The organism is Pseudomonas sp. CCNWLW23 (assembly GCF_037095675.1).
Taxonomy (GTDB): domain Bacteria; phylum Pseudomonadota; class Gammaproteobacteria; order Pseudomonadales; family Pseudomonadaceae; genus Aquipseudomonas; species Aquipseudomonas atacamensis.
The window spans coordinates 40,250-57,217 of record NZ_JBAWKM010000001.1 but is presented as its reverse complement, the minus strand read 5'-3'; the positions used below and the strand labels follow the sequence as shown (position 1 = coordinate 57,217).

Annotated in this window: 16 protein-coding genes; 10 read left to right on the top strand and 6 right to left on the bottom strand. The window is 59.8% G+C overall.

The window, feature by feature from the left end:
* Position 1: 1 nt before the first annotated feature.
* A complete protein-coding gene (locus tag V8J63_RS00245; protein ID WP_336463419.1) occupies positions 2-997 on the bottom strand; it encodes an ArsR/SmtB family transcription factor in 996 nt (331 codons plus the stop codon).
* Between the two features lie 259 nt (positions 998-1,256).
* Here V8J63_RS00245 and tkt point away from each other — a divergent pair, with 259 nt between their 5' ends.
* The 6 genes from tkt (at position 1,257) to fba (ending at position 7,608) form a co-directional block, all read left to right on the top strand.
* The gene (tkt, locus tag V8J63_RS00240) at positions 1,257-3,254 is read left to right on the top strand and encodes a transketolase (RefSeq protein WP_024014622.1); all 1,998 of its coding nucleotides are present in this window, start codon (positions 1,257-1,259) and stop codon (positions 3,252-3,254) included.
* 151 nt (positions 3,255-3,405) lie between these two features.
* Positions 3,406-4,458, top strand: coding sequence for an erythrose-4-phosphate dehydrogenase (gene epd / locus V8J63_RS00235; protein WP_336463418.1), 1,053 nt, complete (start codon positions 3,406-3,408; stop codon positions 4,456-4,458).
* 12 nt (positions 4,459-4,470) lie between these two features.
* Complete coding sequence (locus V8J63_RS00230; RefSeq protein WP_016772785.1) at positions 4,471-5,634, top strand: phosphoglycerate kinase; 1,164 nt, start codon at positions 4,471-4,473, stop codon at positions 5,632-5,634.
* Positions 5,635-5,668: 34 nt separating this feature from the next.
* Positions 5,669-5,890, top strand: a complete 222-nt coding sequence (locus V8J63_RS00225; RefSeq protein WP_016772786.1) for a hypothetical protein — start codon at positions 5,669-5,671, stop codon at positions 5,888-5,890.
* A gap of 57 nt (positions 5,891-5,947) precedes the next feature.
* Positions 5,948-6,280, top strand: coding sequence for an MliC family protein (locus tag V8J63_RS00220; protein ID WP_123443784.1), 333 nt, complete (start codon positions 5,948-5,950; stop codon positions 6,278-6,280).
* 263 nt (positions 6,281-6,543) lie between these two features.
* Positions 6,544-7,608, top strand: a complete 1,065-nt coding sequence (gene fba, locus V8J63_RS00215; protein ID WP_008081027.1) for a class II fructose-bisphosphate aldolase — start codon at positions 6,544-6,546, stop codon at positions 7,606-7,608.
* Between the two features lie 60 nt (positions 7,609-7,668).
* On the opposite strand, the gene V8J63_RS00210 is transcribed toward fba, so the two are convergent.
* The 3 genes from V8J63_RS00210 to V8J63_RS00200 form a co-directional block, all read right to left on the bottom strand.
* Complete coding sequence (locus V8J63_RS00210; protein ID WP_125916620.1) at positions 7,669-7,920, bottom strand: helix-turn-helix domain-containing protein; 252 nt, start codon at positions 7,918-7,920, stop codon at positions 7,669-7,671.
* Between the two features lie 221 nt (positions 7,921-8,141).
* Entirely contained in the window at positions 8,142-8,504 is a 363-nt protein-coding gene (locus V8J63_RS00205; protein WP_125925464.1) for a DUF6124 family protein, read from the bottom strand.
* Positions 8,505-8,960: 456 nt separating this feature from the next.
* Positions 8,961-9,629, bottom strand: a complete 669-nt coding sequence (locus V8J63_RS00200; RefSeq protein ID WP_016772792.1) for a polysaccharide lyase family 7 protein — start codon at positions 9,627-9,629, stop codon at positions 8,961-8,963.
* A gap of 312 nt (positions 9,630-9,941) precedes the next feature.
* Between V8J63_RS00200 and V8J63_RS00195 the strand changes: the two genes are divergently transcribed.
* Genes V8J63_RS00195 through V8J63_RS00185 form a run of 3 tightly spaced genes read left to right on the top strand, consistent with a single transcriptional unit; the run spans position 9,942 to position 12,919 of the window.
* Positions 9,942-12,065 carry a putative bifunctional diguanylate cyclase/phosphodiesterase gene (locus V8J63_RS00195; protein ID WP_336463417.1) on the top strand — a complete coding sequence of 708 codons (2,124 nt, stop codon included), beginning with the start codon at positions 9,942-9,944 and terminating at the stop codon, positions 12,063-12,065.
* Between the two features lie 44 nt (positions 12,066-12,109).
* Positions 12,110-12,604 (top strand): YgjP-like metallopeptidase domain-containing protein, encoded by a 495-nt coding sequence (locus tag V8J63_RS00190; RefSeq protein ID WP_038861199.1) that lies wholly within the window; start codon positions 12,110-12,112, stop codon positions 12,602-12,604.
* 18 nt (positions 12,605-12,622) lie between these two features.
* Entirely contained in the window at positions 12,623-12,919 is a 297-nt protein-coding gene (locus tag V8J63_RS00185) for a winged helix-turn-helix domain-containing protein (protein WP_016772794.1), read from the top strand.
* A 96-nt stretch (positions 12,920-13,015) separates the two neighbouring features.
* On the opposite strand, the gene V8J63_RS00180 is transcribed toward V8J63_RS00185, so the two are convergent.
* Complete coding sequence (locus V8J63_RS00180) at positions 13,016-13,468, bottom strand: GNAT family N-acetyltransferase (RefSeq protein WP_123443787.1); 453 nt, start codon at positions 13,466-13,468, stop codon at positions 13,016-13,018.
* Between the two features lie 255 nt (positions 13,469-13,723).
* Here V8J63_RS00180 and V8J63_RS00175 point away from each other — a divergent pair, with 255 nt between their 5' ends.
* On the top strand, positions 13,724-14,461 hold the full coding sequence (locus tag V8J63_RS00175) for a substrate-binding periplasmic protein (protein ID WP_071173870.1): 738 nt from the start codon (positions 13,724-13,726) through the stop codon (positions 14,459-14,461).
* Positions 14,462-14,572: 111 nt separating this feature from the next.
* Here V8J63_RS00175 and yccS read toward each other — a convergent pair whose 3' ends face one another.
* On the bottom strand, positions 14,573-16,765 hold the full coding sequence (gene yccS, locus V8J63_RS00170) for a YccS family putative transporter (protein WP_336463416.1): 2,193 nt from the start codon (positions 16,763-16,765) through the stop codon (positions 14,573-14,575).
* Between the last annotated feature and the right edge of the window lie 203 nt (positions 16,766-16,968).

The following is a 16,968-nucleotide window of genomic DNA, read 5'->3' as shown; positions in this document are numbered from 1 at the left end:
TTTACCGATGGTGAGTGTCGCCAGCCGGTCGCTGAAAGTGGCGAACCTGGATCTGGAAACCATTACGTAAGCCTACATAGAGGCTTTCCCCGGGAACGAGTCCCGCAGCGGTGGCCCAACGGGCCAGATCGTCCTGTTCAAACCCCAACCAGAGATCACCGCAGGCCTCCCTGGCCCAACTCTGATTGTGGCTACATAACTCTGTCACGAGCAGGCTACCGCCCGGTTGCAGCAAATCGGCCATGTGCCTGAGCGCATCGGCCGGGGCGGCGAAATGGTGCAGGACCATGTTCAACACCACGCAATCGGCTTGAAGGCTTGTGCCGTTCAATGCATCGGCCAATTGCAGGCTGACGTTAGCCAGCTGTTCACGTTCACACACCTGACGCGCCAGTTCGAGCATCGCCGGGCTGTTGTCCAGCGCGGTTACGGTGCCGAAACGACGGGCCAGTTCCGGCAGAAAAGCACCATCGCCGGGGCCGACTTCAATGGCCGTGGCTGCACCATCGAAGTTCAATTTGTCGAGCAGGGCCAGCACGCTGTCACGGTACTGCGGGAGGCCTGCGATCAAGTCTTGCTGGGCGCGGAATTTTTCCGCCACCCGAGCGAAGAAGTCCTGACTGGCAGCGGCACGCTGGCCGTGAACCTGCTCGATGCGCGCTTGTACCTCGTCAGGCAGATCCAGATCGTCGACTTCTTCCAACAGTGCCGCGTGCAGCTTGCCGCCGAGCAATTCGTTGTGGGGCAGGGCGCGACGATAGAAAATCGCGTTGCCTTCACGGCGTGTCGCCACCAGATCGGCTTGCGCCAGCACCTTGAGGTGGTGGCTCATGCCCGACTGGCCAATGCCGAAAATCTGCGCCAGCTCCAGCACGCCAAACGAATCGTTGGCCAGCGCGCGCAATACATTCAGCCGCAGCGGATCGCCGCCGGCCTTGCACAGGGCCGCCAGCTCGTCGCAATCGTCATGGCGAATGGAAGGCACGCGTAAGTTCATAGGGCTGGCAGTCTAGAGACGGGGGCAAGGCATCGCAAGGTCAATATCAAAAAGTTTTGATATTGCTCGATAAATGGCACTTCTCGGCGGACGGCAGTCTCTACAAACGAATAGCGGAAAGGTTTCACCAAGCGAAACCTGTGCTATCGATTGGAAAAACGCCTGCCGATGACTATCTGTCATTGCCCCGAGGCGCATGGGTGAGGGAAAATGCCCTCCTTTTTTCCGTTTCAGTCTATTCACACCCAGGAGATCAGCGATGCCTAGCCGTCGTGAGCGTGCCAACGCCATTCGTGCCCTCAGCATGGATGCCGTGCAAAAAGCCAACAGCGGCCATCCCGGTGCCCCTATGGGTATGGCAGATATTGCCGAAGTGCTGTGGCGCGACTACCTCAAGCACAACCCGAGCAACCCGTCGTTCGCCGACCGTGACCGCTTCGTGCTGTCCAACGGCCACGGCTCGATGTTGATCTACTCGCTGCTGCACCTGACCGGCTACGACCTGTCCATCGACGACCTCAAGCAGTTCCGTCAACTGCACAGCCGCACTCCAGGCCACCCGGAATTCGGTTACACCCCGGGCGTCGAAACCACCACCGGCCCGCTGGGTCAGGGTCTGGCCAACGCCGTCGGTTTCGCTCTGGCTGAAAAAGTCATGGGCGCGCAGTTCAACCGTCCCGGCCACAACATCGTTGACCACCACACCTACGTGTTCCTCGGTGACGGCTGCATGATGGAAGGCATTTCCCACGAAGTCGCCTCCCTGGCCGGCACGCTGGGCCTGGGCAAGCTGATTGCCTTCTACGATGACAACGGCATTTCCATCGACGGTGAAGTCGAAGGCTGGTTCACCGATGACACGCCGAAGCGTTTCGAAGCCTACAACTGGCAGGTGATCCGCAACGTCGACGGCCACGATCCGGAAGAGATCAAGACCGCCATCGAAACTGCGCGCAAGAGCGCTCAACCGACGCTGATCTGCTGCAAGACCACCATCGGTTTCGGTTCGCCGAACAAGCAGGGCAAGGAAGATTGCCACGGCGCCCCACTGGGTGACGCGGAAATCGCCCTGACCCGTCAGGCGCTGAACTGGAACCACGGCCCGTTCGAAATCCCGGCCGAGATCTATGCCGAGTGGGACGCCAAAGAAGCTGGCCGCGCGGTCGAAGCCGAGTGGGATCAGCGTTTCGCCGCTTACTCCGCTGCATTCCCGACTGAAGCCAACGAGCTGATCCGTCGTCTGAGCGGCGAACTGCCGGCCGACTTCTCGGAAAAAGCCTCGGCCTACATCGCCGAAGTCGCGGCCAAGGGCGAAACCATCGCCAGCCGCAAAGCCAGCCAGAACACCCTCAACGCCTTCGGCCCGCTGCTGCCGGAAATGCTCGGCGGTTCGGCTGACCTCGCCGGCTCCAACCTGACCCTGTGGAAAGGCTGCAAAGGCGTCAGCGCTGAAGATGCCAGCGGCAACTACATGTACTACGGCGTGCGCGAGTTCGGCATGACCGCGATCATGAACGGCGTCGCCCTGCACGGCGGTCTGGTGCCTTACGGCGCGACCTTCCTGATGTTCATGGAATACGCACGCAACGCCGTACGTATGTCGGCTTTGATGAAGAAGCGCGTGATTCACGTGTACACCCACGACTCTATCGGTCTGGGCGAAGACGGCCCGACGCACCAGCCGATCGAGCAATTGACCAGCCTGCGCAGCACGCCGAACCTCGACACCTGGCGTCCAGCCGATGCCGTGGAATCGGCAGTGGCCTGGAAAAACGCGCTGGAGCGCAAGGACGGCCCGTCGGCGCTGATCTTCTCGCGGCAGAACCTGCAGCACCAGGAACGCGATGCTGGCCAGATTGCCAACATCAGCCGTGGTGGTTATGTGCTCAAGGATTGCGCAGGCGAGCCTGAGCTGATCCTGATCGCCACCGGTTCGGAAGTCGGTCTGGCCGTACAGGCCTTCGACAAACTGACCGAGCAGGGCCGCAAGGTTCGCGTGGTTTCGATGCCTTGCACCAGCGCGTTCGATGCTCAGGATGCCGAGTACAAGCAGTCGGTTCTGCCGTTGCAGGTCAGCGCACGTATTGCCATCGAAGCGGCCCACGCCGATTTCTGGTTCAAGTACGTGGGTCTGGAAGGTCGTGTGATCGGCATGACCACCTACGGTGAGTCGGCGCCGGCTTCGGCATTGTTCGAAGAGTTCGGTTTTACCCTGGAAAACATCTTGGGTCAGGCTGAAGAGCTGCTGGAAGACTAAATCTGACAGTTGTGTTGTCCGGGCTGACGCCTTCGCGAGCAGGCTCGCTCCCACAGGGAAATGCATTCCAATGTGGGAGCGAGCCTGCTCGCGAAAGCGTTGGTTCAGGCAATATCGCACTGCATGATTCACCACGGTAATCGAGAACCCCATGCCTCAACCGCGTCCCTACAAAGTTGCACTCAACGGCTACGGCCGCATTGGTCGTTGCGTCTTGCGGGCGTTGTTCGAGCGCGGCGCGAAGGCCGGGTTTGAAATTGTCGCGATCAACGATCTGGCCGACATGGCCAGCATCGAATACCTGACACGCTTCGACTCCACCCACGGCCGCTTTCCCGGCGAAGTGCGGGTTGAGGGCGATTGTCTGCATATCAATGGCGACTGCGTGAAGGTCCTGCGCAGTGCCACCCCTGAAGGTATCGATTGGGCGTCGCTGGGCGTCGATCTGGTGCTGGAATGCTCCGGCGCTTACCACACCCGTGCCGATGGCCAACGTTTTCTCGATGCCGGCGCACCGCGCGTGCTGTTCTCGCAGCCGATGGCCAGCGAAGCGGATGTCGACGCCACCATCGTCTACGGCGTCAATCAGGAATGCCTGACCGGCGACGAACTGCTGGTGTCCAACGCCTCCTGCACGACGAATTGCGGCGTGCCGCTGCTGCGTCTGCTCGATCAGGCGATCGGTCTGGATTACGTGTCGATCACCACCATTCACTCGGCAATGAACGATCAGCCGGTGATCGACGCCTATCATGACGAAGACCTGCGCCGCACGCGTTCGGCGTTCCAGTCGGTGATCCCGGTGTCCACTGGTCTGGCGCGTGGTATCGAGCGCCTGCTGCCGGAACTTGCCGGGCGAATTCAGGCCAAAGCCGTGCGCGTGCCGACAGTCAACGTGTCCTGCCTCGACATCACGATGCAGACCGCCACCGCGACTGACGCCAACGAGGTCAACCGGATCCTGCGCGAAGCCGCCACCAGCGGCCCGCTCAAAGGCCTTTTGGCCTACACCGAGTTGCCGCACGCCAGCTGTGATTTCAACCATGACCCACATTCGGCCATCGTCGATGCCAGTCAGACCCGTGTTTCCGGCCCCAAACTGGTGAACATCCTGGCCTGGTTCGACAACGAATGGGGTTTTGCCAACCGAATGCTGGACGTTGCAGACCACTATCTGCAAACAGCAACTTCAAAAAAACCGTAGGAAGTGCGACCCATGACCGTGTTGAAGATGTCCGACCTCGATCTGCAAGGTAAGCGCGTATTGATCCGCGAAGACCTCAACGTCCCCGTCAAGGACGGTGTTGTCACCAGCGACGCGCGCATCCTGGCTTCGCTGCCGACCATCAAGCTGGCCCTGGAAAAAGGCGCGGCGGTGATGGTCTGCTCGCACCTGGGCCGTCCTACCGAAGGCGAGTTCTCCGCCGAAAACAGCCTGAAACCTGTCGCCGACTACCTGAGCAAAGCGCTCGGGCGCGAAGTGCCGCTGGTGGCTGATTACCTCGGTGGTGTTGAAGTCAAGGCTGGCGACATCGTGCTGTTCGAAAACGTGCGCTTCAACAAGGGCGAGAAAAAGAACGCCGACGACCTGGCGCAGCAATATGCGGCCCTGTGCGACGTGTTCGTGATGGATGCTTTCGGTACTGCTCACCGCGCCGAAGGTTCGACCCATGGTGTCGCCAAGTTCGCCAAAGTCGCCGCTGCCGGCCCGTTGCTGGCCGCTGAACTGGACGCACTGGGCAAAGCCTTGGGCGCACCGGCCAAGCCAATGGCGGCCATTGTTGCCGGCTCCAAGGTCTCGACCAAACTCGACGTACTCAACAGCCTGAGCCAGATCTGCGATCAACTGATCGTCGGCGGCGGCATCGCCAACACCTTCCTCGCGGCGGCTGGTCACCCGGTCGGCAAGTCGCTGTATGAACCGGACCTGCTCGACACCGCCCGTGAAATCGCGGCGAAAGTCAGCGTGCCGTTGCCGGTTGACGTCGTGGTCGCCAAGGAATTTGCCGAAAGTGCTGAAGCGACTGTGAAGCTGATCGCTGATGTTGCGGCTGACGACATGATTCTCGACATCGGCCCGCAAACCGCGGCCAACTTCGCCGAGCTGCTGAAATCGTCGAAAACCATTCTGTGGAACGGCCCGGTCGGCGTGTTCGAGTTCGATCAGTTCGGCAACGGCACCAAAGTGCTGGCCCAGGCCATCGCCGAGAGCTCGGCATTCTCCATCGCGGGCGGTGGCGACACCTTGGCGGCGATCGATAAATATGGCGTGGCTGAGCAGATCTCCTACATTTCCACCGGCGGTGGCGCGTTCCTCGAATTCGTCGAGGGCAAGGTGCTGCCTGCCGTTGAAGTCCTGGAAAGCCGGGCCAAGGCCTGAGGCTGCCCGTTTGGCCAGGCAAAGGAGTGTTCACATGGTCAAGTCGTTAGCGCTGTTGTTGCTGACCGGTACGCTGGCGGCCTGCGGGAGCACCCCGAAGGCTGACGCGACGCCAGCACCGAGCGAACCGCAGAAGGGCTGTTATCAAGCCGACTGGCAGGCCGAAACCAACCCGGTGCTGAACAAGCGCTCGGGTCCGGACGGCCTGGACAAATACGAGACGCAAACCCCGGTCAAGGAACATGGTTGTCCTTGACGGGTCTGACTCTTTAACTCAGGGCTGGCGGCATGCGTCGTCAGTCGAGGAACACGGATGAAAGGCTTGATCGCCATTGCGGCGTTGGCATTGTTGGGTGGTTGCGCGCAGTTGAGCCTGTTTCAGTCGTCGGCCCCGGCAGACGACTGGACGACCTGGACCTGCGACAGTCAGGCCAAGGTGTTGTGGCGTTACGCCGATGCCGGACAGAAGGAAGTCGACGTTCGCCTCGGCGGCGGTGATCAGGTCTATCGCCTGAAAGAAGAGCCGGGCGCCTCTGGCACGCTGTACAGCGATGGCATGCTGGCGTTTCACGTCAAGGGTGACGAGGGCCTGGTGTACTGGGTCGCCACCAATGACCTCATTGGCCGTGGTTGCAAGGCCGAGTAACACGATTGAATTGGTGTACAGAGATCCAAATGTGGGAGCGAGCCTGCTCGCGAAAGCAATCTTGCCGTCGATGATGCAGTGTCTGTCAGACCGCTTTCGCGAGCAGGCTCGCTCCCACAGGGATTCTCTGTTGTTCACACAGTTTTGGTAACACCGAATCACCAGACCGGGCCTCAACCCCCGATCTGCATTAACTTGAATAGCCGCCGCCGCTCCGGCAGGCTGGCACGATCAACGACCCTCAACCGGGAGAGACACACACAATGGCACTTATCAGCATGCGCCAGATGCTGGACCACGCAGCCGAGTTCGGCTACGGCGTTCCAGCCTTCAACGTCAACAACCTTGAGCAGATGCGCGCCATCATGGAAGCCGCTGACAAGACTGACTCCCCGGTGATCGTCCAGGCTTCGGCCGGCGCCCGCAAATACGCCGGCGCGCCATTCCTGCGTCACTTGATCCTGGCGGCGATCGAAGAATTCCCGCACATCCCGGTGTGCATGCACCAGGACCACGGCACCAGCCCTGACGTCTGCCAGCGTTCGATTCAACTGGGCTTCAGCTCGGTGATGATGGACGGCTCGCTGGGCGAAGACGGCAAGACCCCGACCGACTACGACTACAACGTCCGCGTTACCCAACAAACCGTCGCCATGGCCCACGCCTGCGGCGTTTCGGTAGAAGGCGAGCTGGGCTGCCTGGGTTCGCTGGAAACCGGCATGGCCGGTGAAGAAGACGGCATCGGCGCCGAAGGCGTTCTGGATCACAGCCAGATGCTGACCGACCCGGAAGAAGCCGCTGACTTCGTCAAACGCACCCAGGTCGACGCCCTGGCCATCGCTATCGGCACCAGCCACGGCGCCTACAAGTTCACCAAGCCACCCACCGGCGACGTGCTGGCGATCGACCGCATCAAGGAAATCCACAAGCGCATCCCCAACACCCACCTGGTGATGCACGGTTCGTCCTCCGTGCCACAAGAGTGGCTGGCGATCATCAATCAGTACGGCGGCGACATCAAAGAAACCTACGGCGTCCCGGTTGAAGAAATCGTCGAAGGCATCAAGCACGGCGTGCGCAAGGTCAACATCGACACCGACCTGCGTCTGGCATCCACCGGCGCCATGCGTCGCCTGATGGCCACCAACCCGAGCGAATTCGACCCACGTAAATTCTTCGGCGCCACCGTGACCGCAATGCGCGATGTATGTATCGCTCGTTATGAAGCGTTCGGTACTGCCGGTAATGCCTCGAAGATCAAACCGATCTCGCTGGAAGCGATGTACCAGCGTTATCTGAAGGGTGAGTTGAACGCCAAGGTCAACTGAGCCTGAGTGTTGAGCTGATTAAAAAGAAACCCGCCGAGGCGGGTTTCTTTGTGGGCGTAGTTAAACAAATATTTCCGCTACCTCTTCAAGCGTGGGCATGACTGCTGGACTGACGGTGAGCTCGCAATCCAGAGCGGCAATAACACGTGCATAGGCGTTCATGTCCACAGAAAGGGTGCCTTTCTCTATAGCGATGACTTTGTTTCGCGTCACTCTCGCGAGCTCGGCGAGTTGCGCTTGCGTTAGTCCGCGCTCCCTACGCCTTATGCGTAATTGGGCGGCGAGGCGGCTCATTAATAGAACGTAATCCATGCACTGTCTCTGTAACTTTCAAAGTTAAATGTGGCGTAAACGCTACATTTGCTCACTATAAGTCCGCTCGCACGCGTATGCGTCTACTCAATCTCTCAGACCCTTTTTCCACGCTGCTGGCGCCGCCTTCTCCAGACTGCACTTCACAGGGCACAGCTAGCTGAATGGCACCTGTAAGGGAAGTTTGGAAGATTTTCCGACGAAGAGTCCTTTATCAGTGATTACTCCTTCAGTTCAACGTGATCCAGTGCCTGATTCACTGCCAGTTCACCGAGCATGACGACCTGCGCGATCCCCAGCGCAGTTTTGCGATGCGAGTGGTCGAGCATCGCGGCGAAGTTGTTTAGCATGACGCTGGCTGAGCCCAAGGTTTCGCTGGCGTTGGCCAGCAGGGATTCGGTGTTGTATTTCGGGTTTGCGAAGTACATGGGCTCGGGTTCGTTGGTGCTAGCCATGATAAGGGCGGCGGGATTGAGGTAGTGGTCGAGGGCGCGTTCGGCGGCGTCGTTGAGTTTTTTTGAGTCGAGGGATTCGTATGGCGAGGCCGGGTCGGTGGCCGGCGGATGTGGCGTTGATTTAGTCATTTGCTCGAAACCTGATTGGAGTGCCTCCGCTCTGGCTACTAATCAAAGTGGAGGCAACTGTACGCAGGTTAGTAGACCGGGGTTTCGAGCAAGCCGGCGCACCCGAAGGTGCCCTGCGCACAGCTGCCATCAAGCGCAGGAATCGAAATCCCCGACTGACAGATGCTTGTGCATCACGCTTGAAACCACGGGCTACTAAACCCGATCACTGGGAATCAGTGACACGAATCAAGTTACCGATGGCCCGCCAGGCGCACAAGCCGGCGAATTCTGGCGTAGTGGTAGGCAACGACGCAAGCTGTTGTAGGCATCCGGAAGTAACCGCTGACAGCTCTAAACAGCGCTGTTTAAAGGTAGGAGCTGCCGAAGGCTGCGATCTTTTGATTCTGTCTTTTTAGAATCAAAAACAAGATCAAAAGATCGCAGCCTCCGGCAGCTCCTACAGTAGGATTTGCGCTACTTGTCGTGATCAATATCCAGTTTGGTAAACGTCACCTGCCCACCTTCGCTGGTATACCCGGTGTTGTCCTGCACATACACCCCAGCCTTGAAATACAGCGGCTTGTCGCGCCAGGTCGCGCTGATCTGTGAGTCCCATTGATACCCCGCCGCACTTACGCCCAGTGCGCCGCCGGGACTCAGGTGGATCAGGTAGTTGAATTCACGATCAAGCTTGACGCCGGTGGCGAGGGTGATGACGCGGCTTTCGGCGTCGTCCGGCCGCATGCGCACTTTGATCACCAGATTGCCGGTCTGGGTTTTTTCCTTGTACTGGTATTCGAGCTTGACCATCGGCCGCTGGCTCTCGTACGCGTGGATCTGGCCGATGACGATCTTGCCCGAGCTCGGCACCTTGTTCACCGCGAGGGTCGCGCGCAGCAGGTTGTCGGCGTCCGGGTAGTACCAGTTGCGCAGGGTGCCGTTGCTGTAGGTTTCGCGCAGTTCGGTACGTGGGTAGATGGCGTTTTCGGTTTTCGAGCCGGTCACCGGGGACCAGAAGAACAGGGTGCCGGTGTCGGAATGGAAGTACTGATCCTTGAAGCCATCCACCAGTTTTGAGGTTTCGACGGTGTACGGCGGGCTGCCAACAGGAACGCTGAGGTTCCAGGTTGCGAGGTCGATCATGACGGTTCTTCCAATCAATTCATCCGGAACGCCGGTGCCAGAAGCTCTAGCCCGCGCGTTTTCGGGCGTCTTTATAAGCGTAGCGGCAATTTTTGTTAATGCCCGCCCGGCGATTACTTGACGTCAAAGTCCTGTCGAAATGCCATCTCGCCCGGTTTTCGGGGGCTGTAGCGGTGACCGTTAGTCGGCTGGGTTGAGCATTGTCTAAATGATGGCGGGATGACAGCTTCTGCTTTCACCGATCCGCGTCTAGAGTGAAGGCTCAGTACGTCTATGGTTTTGCCGGCAACCGGTCCCGATAAGAGAAGCAGCATGGAATGCGCGCAACCCCAGCCAGGTGAAGGCAGCTCGGTCCTTTTGATCGTCGATGATTACCCCGAAAATCTGATCAGCATGCGCGCGTTGCTGCAGCGTCAGGATTGGCACGTGATGACCGCCGCCTCCGGTTTCGAGGCGCTGAACCTTTTGCTCGAACACGACATCGACCTGGTCCTGCTTGATGTGCAGATGCCCGGCATGGACGGTTTCGAGGTCGCACGGTTGATGCGCGGCAGCCAGCGTACGCGGCTGACACCGATCATTTTCCTCACCGCCAACGAGCAATCCCAGGATGCCGTGATCAAGGGCTACGCCAGTGGCGCGGTGGATTACCTGTTCAAGCCGTTCGATCCGCAAATCCTCAAGCCCAAGGTCCAGGCGCTGCTCGAGCACCAGCGCAATCGCCGTGCCCTGCAACGCCTCAGTCATGACCTGGAAGTGGCGCGCGCCTTCAATGCCTCGGTGCTGGACAACGCCGCCGAAGGCATTCTGGTGTTGAGCGAGGACGGCGTGATCCGCTTTGCCAACCCGGCGATTTCGCGACTGCTCAATGCGCCGGTGAAGGATCTGGAAGGCAAGGAGTTTCTCGATTTCCTGCAGAAGCCACACATTCCCCTGTGGGCCGATTCCGAGTTCTACGCCGGTTACCAGCGCGGTGAAACCCTGCGCCTGCATGATGCGTTGCTGCGCACGGCGCCCGGGCAGCAAGTGCCGGTGGCATTGTCCTGCGCGCCGCTGCCCTCGGAGCAGCACGCGATGGTGGTGACGGTGCTGGACATGTCGGTGGTGCGTCACTTGCACCAGCAACTGGAATTCCAGGCGGTAACCGATCCGCTGACCGGGCTGCTCAACCGGCGCGGGTTCTACCAGACCGTGGAAAACCTGTTGTTGCGCGGGGAACGCAGCGACAGCAGCTGGGTGCTGCTCTACCTCGATCTCGATGGCTTCAAACGGGTCAATGATTCCCTCGGCCATGACGCCGGCGACCGCGTGTTGCGCTGGGTTTCCGAGCAACTGAAGGCGTGCCTGCGGCCGTTCGATATTCTCGCGCGCATGGGCGGCGATGAATTCACCGCGCTGCTGGATCTGGAGTTTCCCGAGCAAGCGGCGAAGATTGCCGAAAAACTCATCGAACGGGTATCGGTCTGTCAGCAGATCGAAGGCCTGGATATCGTCCTTGGCGCCAGTATCGGCATCGCTACTTATCCCGACTGTGGGCGCAATCTCGACGGTTTGCTGCGCGCTTCGGACATTGCCATGTACGAAGCCAAGCGTGCCGGGCGTCAGCAATATCGTTTCTATGATCATGAAATGAACGGCCGCGCGCGTTCGCGTCTGATGCTTGAAGACAGCGTGCGCGAGGCCATCGAGAATCGTGATTTCAATCTGGTCTATCAGCCGCAAGTGGCGATCGGCAGCGGACAGATCCGTGGGTTCGAAGCGTTGCTGCGCTGGCAGCATCCGAGCGTCGGCGATGTGCCGCCGGGGTTGTTTCTGCCGTTGCTGGAAGAGGCGCGCTTGATCAGTCGCCTCGGCAGCTGGATCTATCACCGTGGCGCCGGCCAGCGCAAAGCCTGGGAAACCTTGTTCGCCGAAGATCTGGTGCTCGGCGTGAGCCTGAGCAACACCCAGTTCGGCCTGCCGAATCTGGTCACTGAATTGCGTCAAGTCATGGAGCGCCATGCGCTGCAACCTCAGCAACTGGAAGTTGAAATCACCGAAGAAGCGTTGATGCAAAACCCGGACGAAACCCGCAAGCAACTGCGGCTGCTGCGTCATCTCGGGGTGCGCGTGGCGCTGGATGATTTTGGTTCGGGGCCGTGCTCGCTGGCGCATCTGCGCGATCTCGAACTGGACACACTGAAGCTCGACCGCCACTTGATCGCGCGCTTGCCGGACTCGTCACGGGATGCGGCGCTGGTGCGCATGGTCATCGATCTGTGCAAGCAATACGGTCTGCTGGTGATTGCCGAAGGGGTGGAAACCCTCGAGCAATATCAGTGGCTGCAAACCCATGGTTGCGAATACGTGCAGGGCTTCCTCGTCGCGCGGCCGTTGATCGCCGAAGACGCGGTCAGCTTCGTCGAACCGTTTGACTGGAGCGCGTTGCCCGGTTGAATTCGCTACACTGGCGGACCTTTTTCGAACCGCGTCGCTCGTCCATGACTGTGTTGAAGTACCTCCAGGCCTACCCCGCACAATTGCAGGATCAGGTGCGCCAACTGATAGCCGAAGGGCGCCTGGGTGAATACCTGAATCAGCGCTATTCAGGGCGACACGACGTGCAGAGCGACAAGGCCTTGTACAGCTACGCGCTGGATCTCAAGCAGCAGTACATGCGCAATGCGCCGGCCATCGACAAAGTGCTGTTCGACAACCGCCTCGACCTGACCCACCGCGCGCTCGGTCTGCACACCACGGTGTCACGGGTGCAGGGCGGCAAGCTCAAGGCCAACAAGGAAATTCGCATCGCCGCGCTGTTCAAGGACGCCGCGCCGGATTTTCTGAAGATGATCGTGGTGCACGAGCTGGCGCACTTCAAGGAATCGGATCACAACAAGGCGTTCTATAAACTGTGCGAGCACATGCTGCCGGGGTATCACCAGATCGAGTTCGATCTGCGTGTGTACCTGACGTGGCGGGATATGCAGGCTTGACCAATCAGGAAGGTGTGGATGGACGTCAGCAAGACCAAAAGCAGTTTCTATCGCCGTTTGTACGTGGCTTATCTGATCGATAGCGGCCTGGCGCCGAGTGTGCCGACGCTGACCGAAGTCACCGGCATGCCGCGACGCACGGCGCAGGACACGATTGCCGCGCTGGCCGATCTGGACATCATCTGTGAGTTCGAACAGGAAGAGGGCGCGCGCAATCATGCCGGGCGCTATCGGATTCGTGAGTGGGGAGCGATTGATCGCGGCTGGATCGAGCGCAATTTGCGGCAGATAAAAGCGGTGCTGGAATACCCCTGATTCCTGCGCCGACGGTTCTTACGCCTTCGCGAGCAGGCTCGCTCCCACAATGGATATGCATTCCCTGTGGGAGCGAGCCTGCTCGCGAAAGGGTCTTCAGGACCGACGCATGCCGATGTGCGGAATGTCATCCTCCAGATATTCCTCGCCGACTGCGACAAACCCGTACTTGCCGTAATAGCCCTGCAGATGTGCCTGCGCCGACAGATAGATCGGCACCTGCGGCCAGTGCTTTTCGGCCTGCTTCAGCGCCTGTTCCATCATCGCGTGGCCCAACCCTTTGCCACGGCCGGCGGACGCGGTCACCACGCGGCCAATCACCACGTCGCCGCCCTGGGATTCCGGGTCGAGCAGGCGCAAATAAGCCATCAGCTGATCATCCTCCCAGCCCATCAGGTGATGGGTATCGCCCTCCAGATCCTGGCCGTCGAGGTCTGGATAAGCACATTTCTGTTCGACCACGAATACGTCAGAGCGCAGCTTCAACAAGGCGTACAACTGCTCTTTGCCCAGATCACGATGATGTTTGCAGATCCACTCGATTGTCATTTTTCGATTCCTTGACCATGTCGCCCGATACTAAGCGCAGCAGCGCCGTATGTCTGTATGGCGCAACAGTCTGTGATAAAGGTCAAAATGCCACTATTCCTTTCTCGCGCTGGCTGCGACTTTGTGTAATCTGCTCAAGAGCACTGTCCACGGGCTCCCATGAGCTAATGTTCAATGCTTGGGTTTTGCCGGTAAGGGGCCTTGGGTTTTGACGTGAAACCACGTCGGGCGGTTGCCCGCTGAGGATGTTCAAGCATGCTGCGATTGCTTCAAGCCGTTGCTTTGATCGGACTGCTGGTGCTGGGCCAGGATGCTGCGGCGCAGAAGCTGCGGCTGGCGTTCGATAACTGGCCGCCGTTTACCGACGATGCACTGGTCAATGGTGGCCTGGCCACTGACATTGTCAGCACCGCACTGGCTCGCGCCGGTTATGCCAGCGGTTACGAACAAGTGCCGTGGGCGCGAGCATTGCTGGGGATTGGCGAAGGGCGTTACGACGTGCTGGTCAATGCCTGGTACAACGACGAACGCACGCAGATCGGTCAGTTTTCCGGTGAGTACCTGATCAATCGCATCCGCTTCCTCAAGCGTAAAGACGCACCCATTGAATACAACAGCCTCGAGCAACTGCACACCTATCCGATTGCGGTGGTGCGCGGGTACGCCTATTCCGCCCCGTTCGATGCCGACACGGCGATGCAGAAAGTGCCCGTGCACAACTTCGCCATGGGCGTGCGCATGCTCGCGGCGGATCGGGTCAAGCTGACGCTTGAGGATGAGTACGTAGCGAAATATTACCTGGCGCGGGAATCGGCCAAGGTACGCAATTCGGTGGAGTTTTTACCCAAGCCGTTGAGTGAGAACAGCCTGCATATTCTGGTCAGCCTGAAGAACCCGCAGCATGAGCAGATCGTCGCCGGGTTTGACCGGGCGATTGCAGCGATGAAGGCTGACGGGACTTATGAGAAGTTATTGCGGCGGCATGGAATGTGAAGGGTGATCCGGCATTTTCTTTGTGGCTGATGACCTCTTCGCGAGCAGGCTCGCTCCCACAATTTGAAATGCATACCCTGTGGGAGCGAGCCTGCTCGCGAACGCGTCGTCTCAGGCGCCGCTGATTTCGGCAGTGTCCTTGATCAAATGCGCCGCCAATGTCCGAAGCGGCCCCAACTGCCGGCAAATCAGCGCCAACTGCGTTTGCACCAACCGCTGCCCTTCATCGATTTCATCCGGCATCTGTTCCAGCTCATTGGCCAGCGCTTCTTCTTCATCACTCTGAATCGCAATCGGCTGCTTGCTCGCCAGGCCTTGGGCGATTTCGTCGATGCTGGTCGCCAGTTTCACCCCGGCGCCTTCGATCAGATGCTCCCGCGCCTCCGCTGGCAACTGTGTTTCGCGGTGCGCGCCGAGCCCTGACAAATAGCTGAGCAGGGTGTGCGACAGCACCAGGAAACGGAAGCCGACATCTGCCTCCTTACGGAAATGCCCCGGCTCCATGAGCATGTTCGCCAGTGTCGTCGACAGCGCCGCGTCAGCATTATGGGCGTTGCGTCGGGCCAGGCGATAAGCGAGGTCGTCGCTCTTGCCGGCGGCGTATTGCTGCATGATCTGGCGCAGGTAGATGCTGTTGCAGGTCAGGGTGTTGGCCAGCACTTTGTTCAGGCGCCGGCCCTGCCAGTCCGGCAGGAACAGGAACACCGCCAGACCCGCAATCAAACTGCCGAGCAAGGTATCGAACAGCCTTGGCAGGAACAGCCCGTAGCCATCGCCGACCTGATTGAAGCAGAACAGCACCATGATGGTGATCGCCGCCGTCGCCAGGGTGTAGCGGGTGGTGCGGTTGGTAAAGAACACCACACCGGCAGCGATGGCGAAGCACGATTGCACCACCGGGTTGGGGAACAGATCGAACAGCGCCCACGCCACCGTCAGGCCAATGGCCGTGCCGATGATCCGCTGGCCGAGTTTGCGTCGGGTGGCGCCGTAATTCGGCTGGCAGACGAACAGCGTGGTGAGAATGATCCAGTAGCCTTGGGACGGGTGGATCAGGTGCACCATGCCGTAGCCGATGCTCAGTGCCAGCGGCAGGCGCAGGGCATGGCGGAACAGCAGCGAAGTCGGCGTCAGTTGTGTACGCAGGCGAATCCACACGTCCTTGAGATTGCGCGGTGAGCGGTCGAGCAGGCTGCTGTCGGAGGCATCCGCCAGGGCATCGGGGTTGCTGGCATCGCTCAGCAGGCGGTCGAGGGTGCCGAGGTTCGCTGCCAGTGCGCGCAACGAGCGCAGCAGGCCGCGCCATGCCGGATTGCTCTGGATGCGCAAGTGTTCGAGGGAGGCATGCAGGTCGTTCAGGGCTTCGGCGAAACTGGCGTCGTAGATGAACGGCTGGCGCATCTGGATGGATTCGGCCAAGGCCCGGCAGGCCTTGCCTTGCTGGCGCAGCAGGCGCTGGCAGCGGAACAGCACGTCGCTGTGGAAGAACGCCTCGGCCAGTGCGTTATACGGGTAGTGCGAAGAGCTGGCGCGTTCGTGAATGTCTTGGGCGAGGAAGTACAGCTTGAGATAACGGCTGACTTTCGATCCCGGTCGACCGTTGCCGACCCGGTGCAGGATGATTTCCTTGGCCGTGTTCAAGGCGGCGACCACCCGGCCATTCTGCTGCGCCAGTTCGAGGCGGCGGGCTTCGACGTCCATCTGCCGGATCGGCTCGAACAGCGAGGATTTCAGCTTCAGGTACAGGCCCAACTCGCGGAACAGCCGCGCCAGACTCTGCTGCACCGGTTGATTGGAAAACAGCGCCTGCCACAGCACCGAGAGCAGGCCGTACCACGCCGCGCCAGCGACCAGCAGCATCGGCTCATGCCAGAAATCAGTGACCGCGCCGCCGCGCTGATCGACCCCGATCATTGTGTACACCGAGAGAATCAGCGTCGCCGAGGCGATCGCACCGTAACGCTCGCCCAGCGCGCCGAGCATGGTCAGACCGAAACTGGCCAGCGCCAGAGCCACGGCGAAAATGATCGGGTAGGGAAACAGCAATTCCACCGACAGCGCGGCGATGCTGAAACACACCAGCGTGACCGCCAGAGCGTTGAGGCGACCCTGCCAACTGTCGTCGGTTTCGGCCAGGGCGCTGGCGATGATGCCGAGGAACAAAGGGATCAGCAGGCCCATTTCATCCTGATACCAGCACAGCGCCATGCTGCCGGTCAGGGCGATGAATACCCGCACGCTGTAGCTGAATTTATCCAGCGCCCACAGGCGCCGCAAAGACTGACGAAACGAGGTCGAGGACATGAAGTGCGAAGGCCTTCCGAGGCGATGCCGCTAAATTGAGCCAGTAATGACGCCGACGCAATGGCGTCGAGCACATCTGACAGCAAAAAGTGTTCCTTTTACTTACACCACAAACCACTGTGGGAGCGAGCCTGCTCGCGAAAGCGGAGTGTCATTCAACATTGATGTCGACTGGTACACCGCATTCGCGAGCAGGCTCGCTC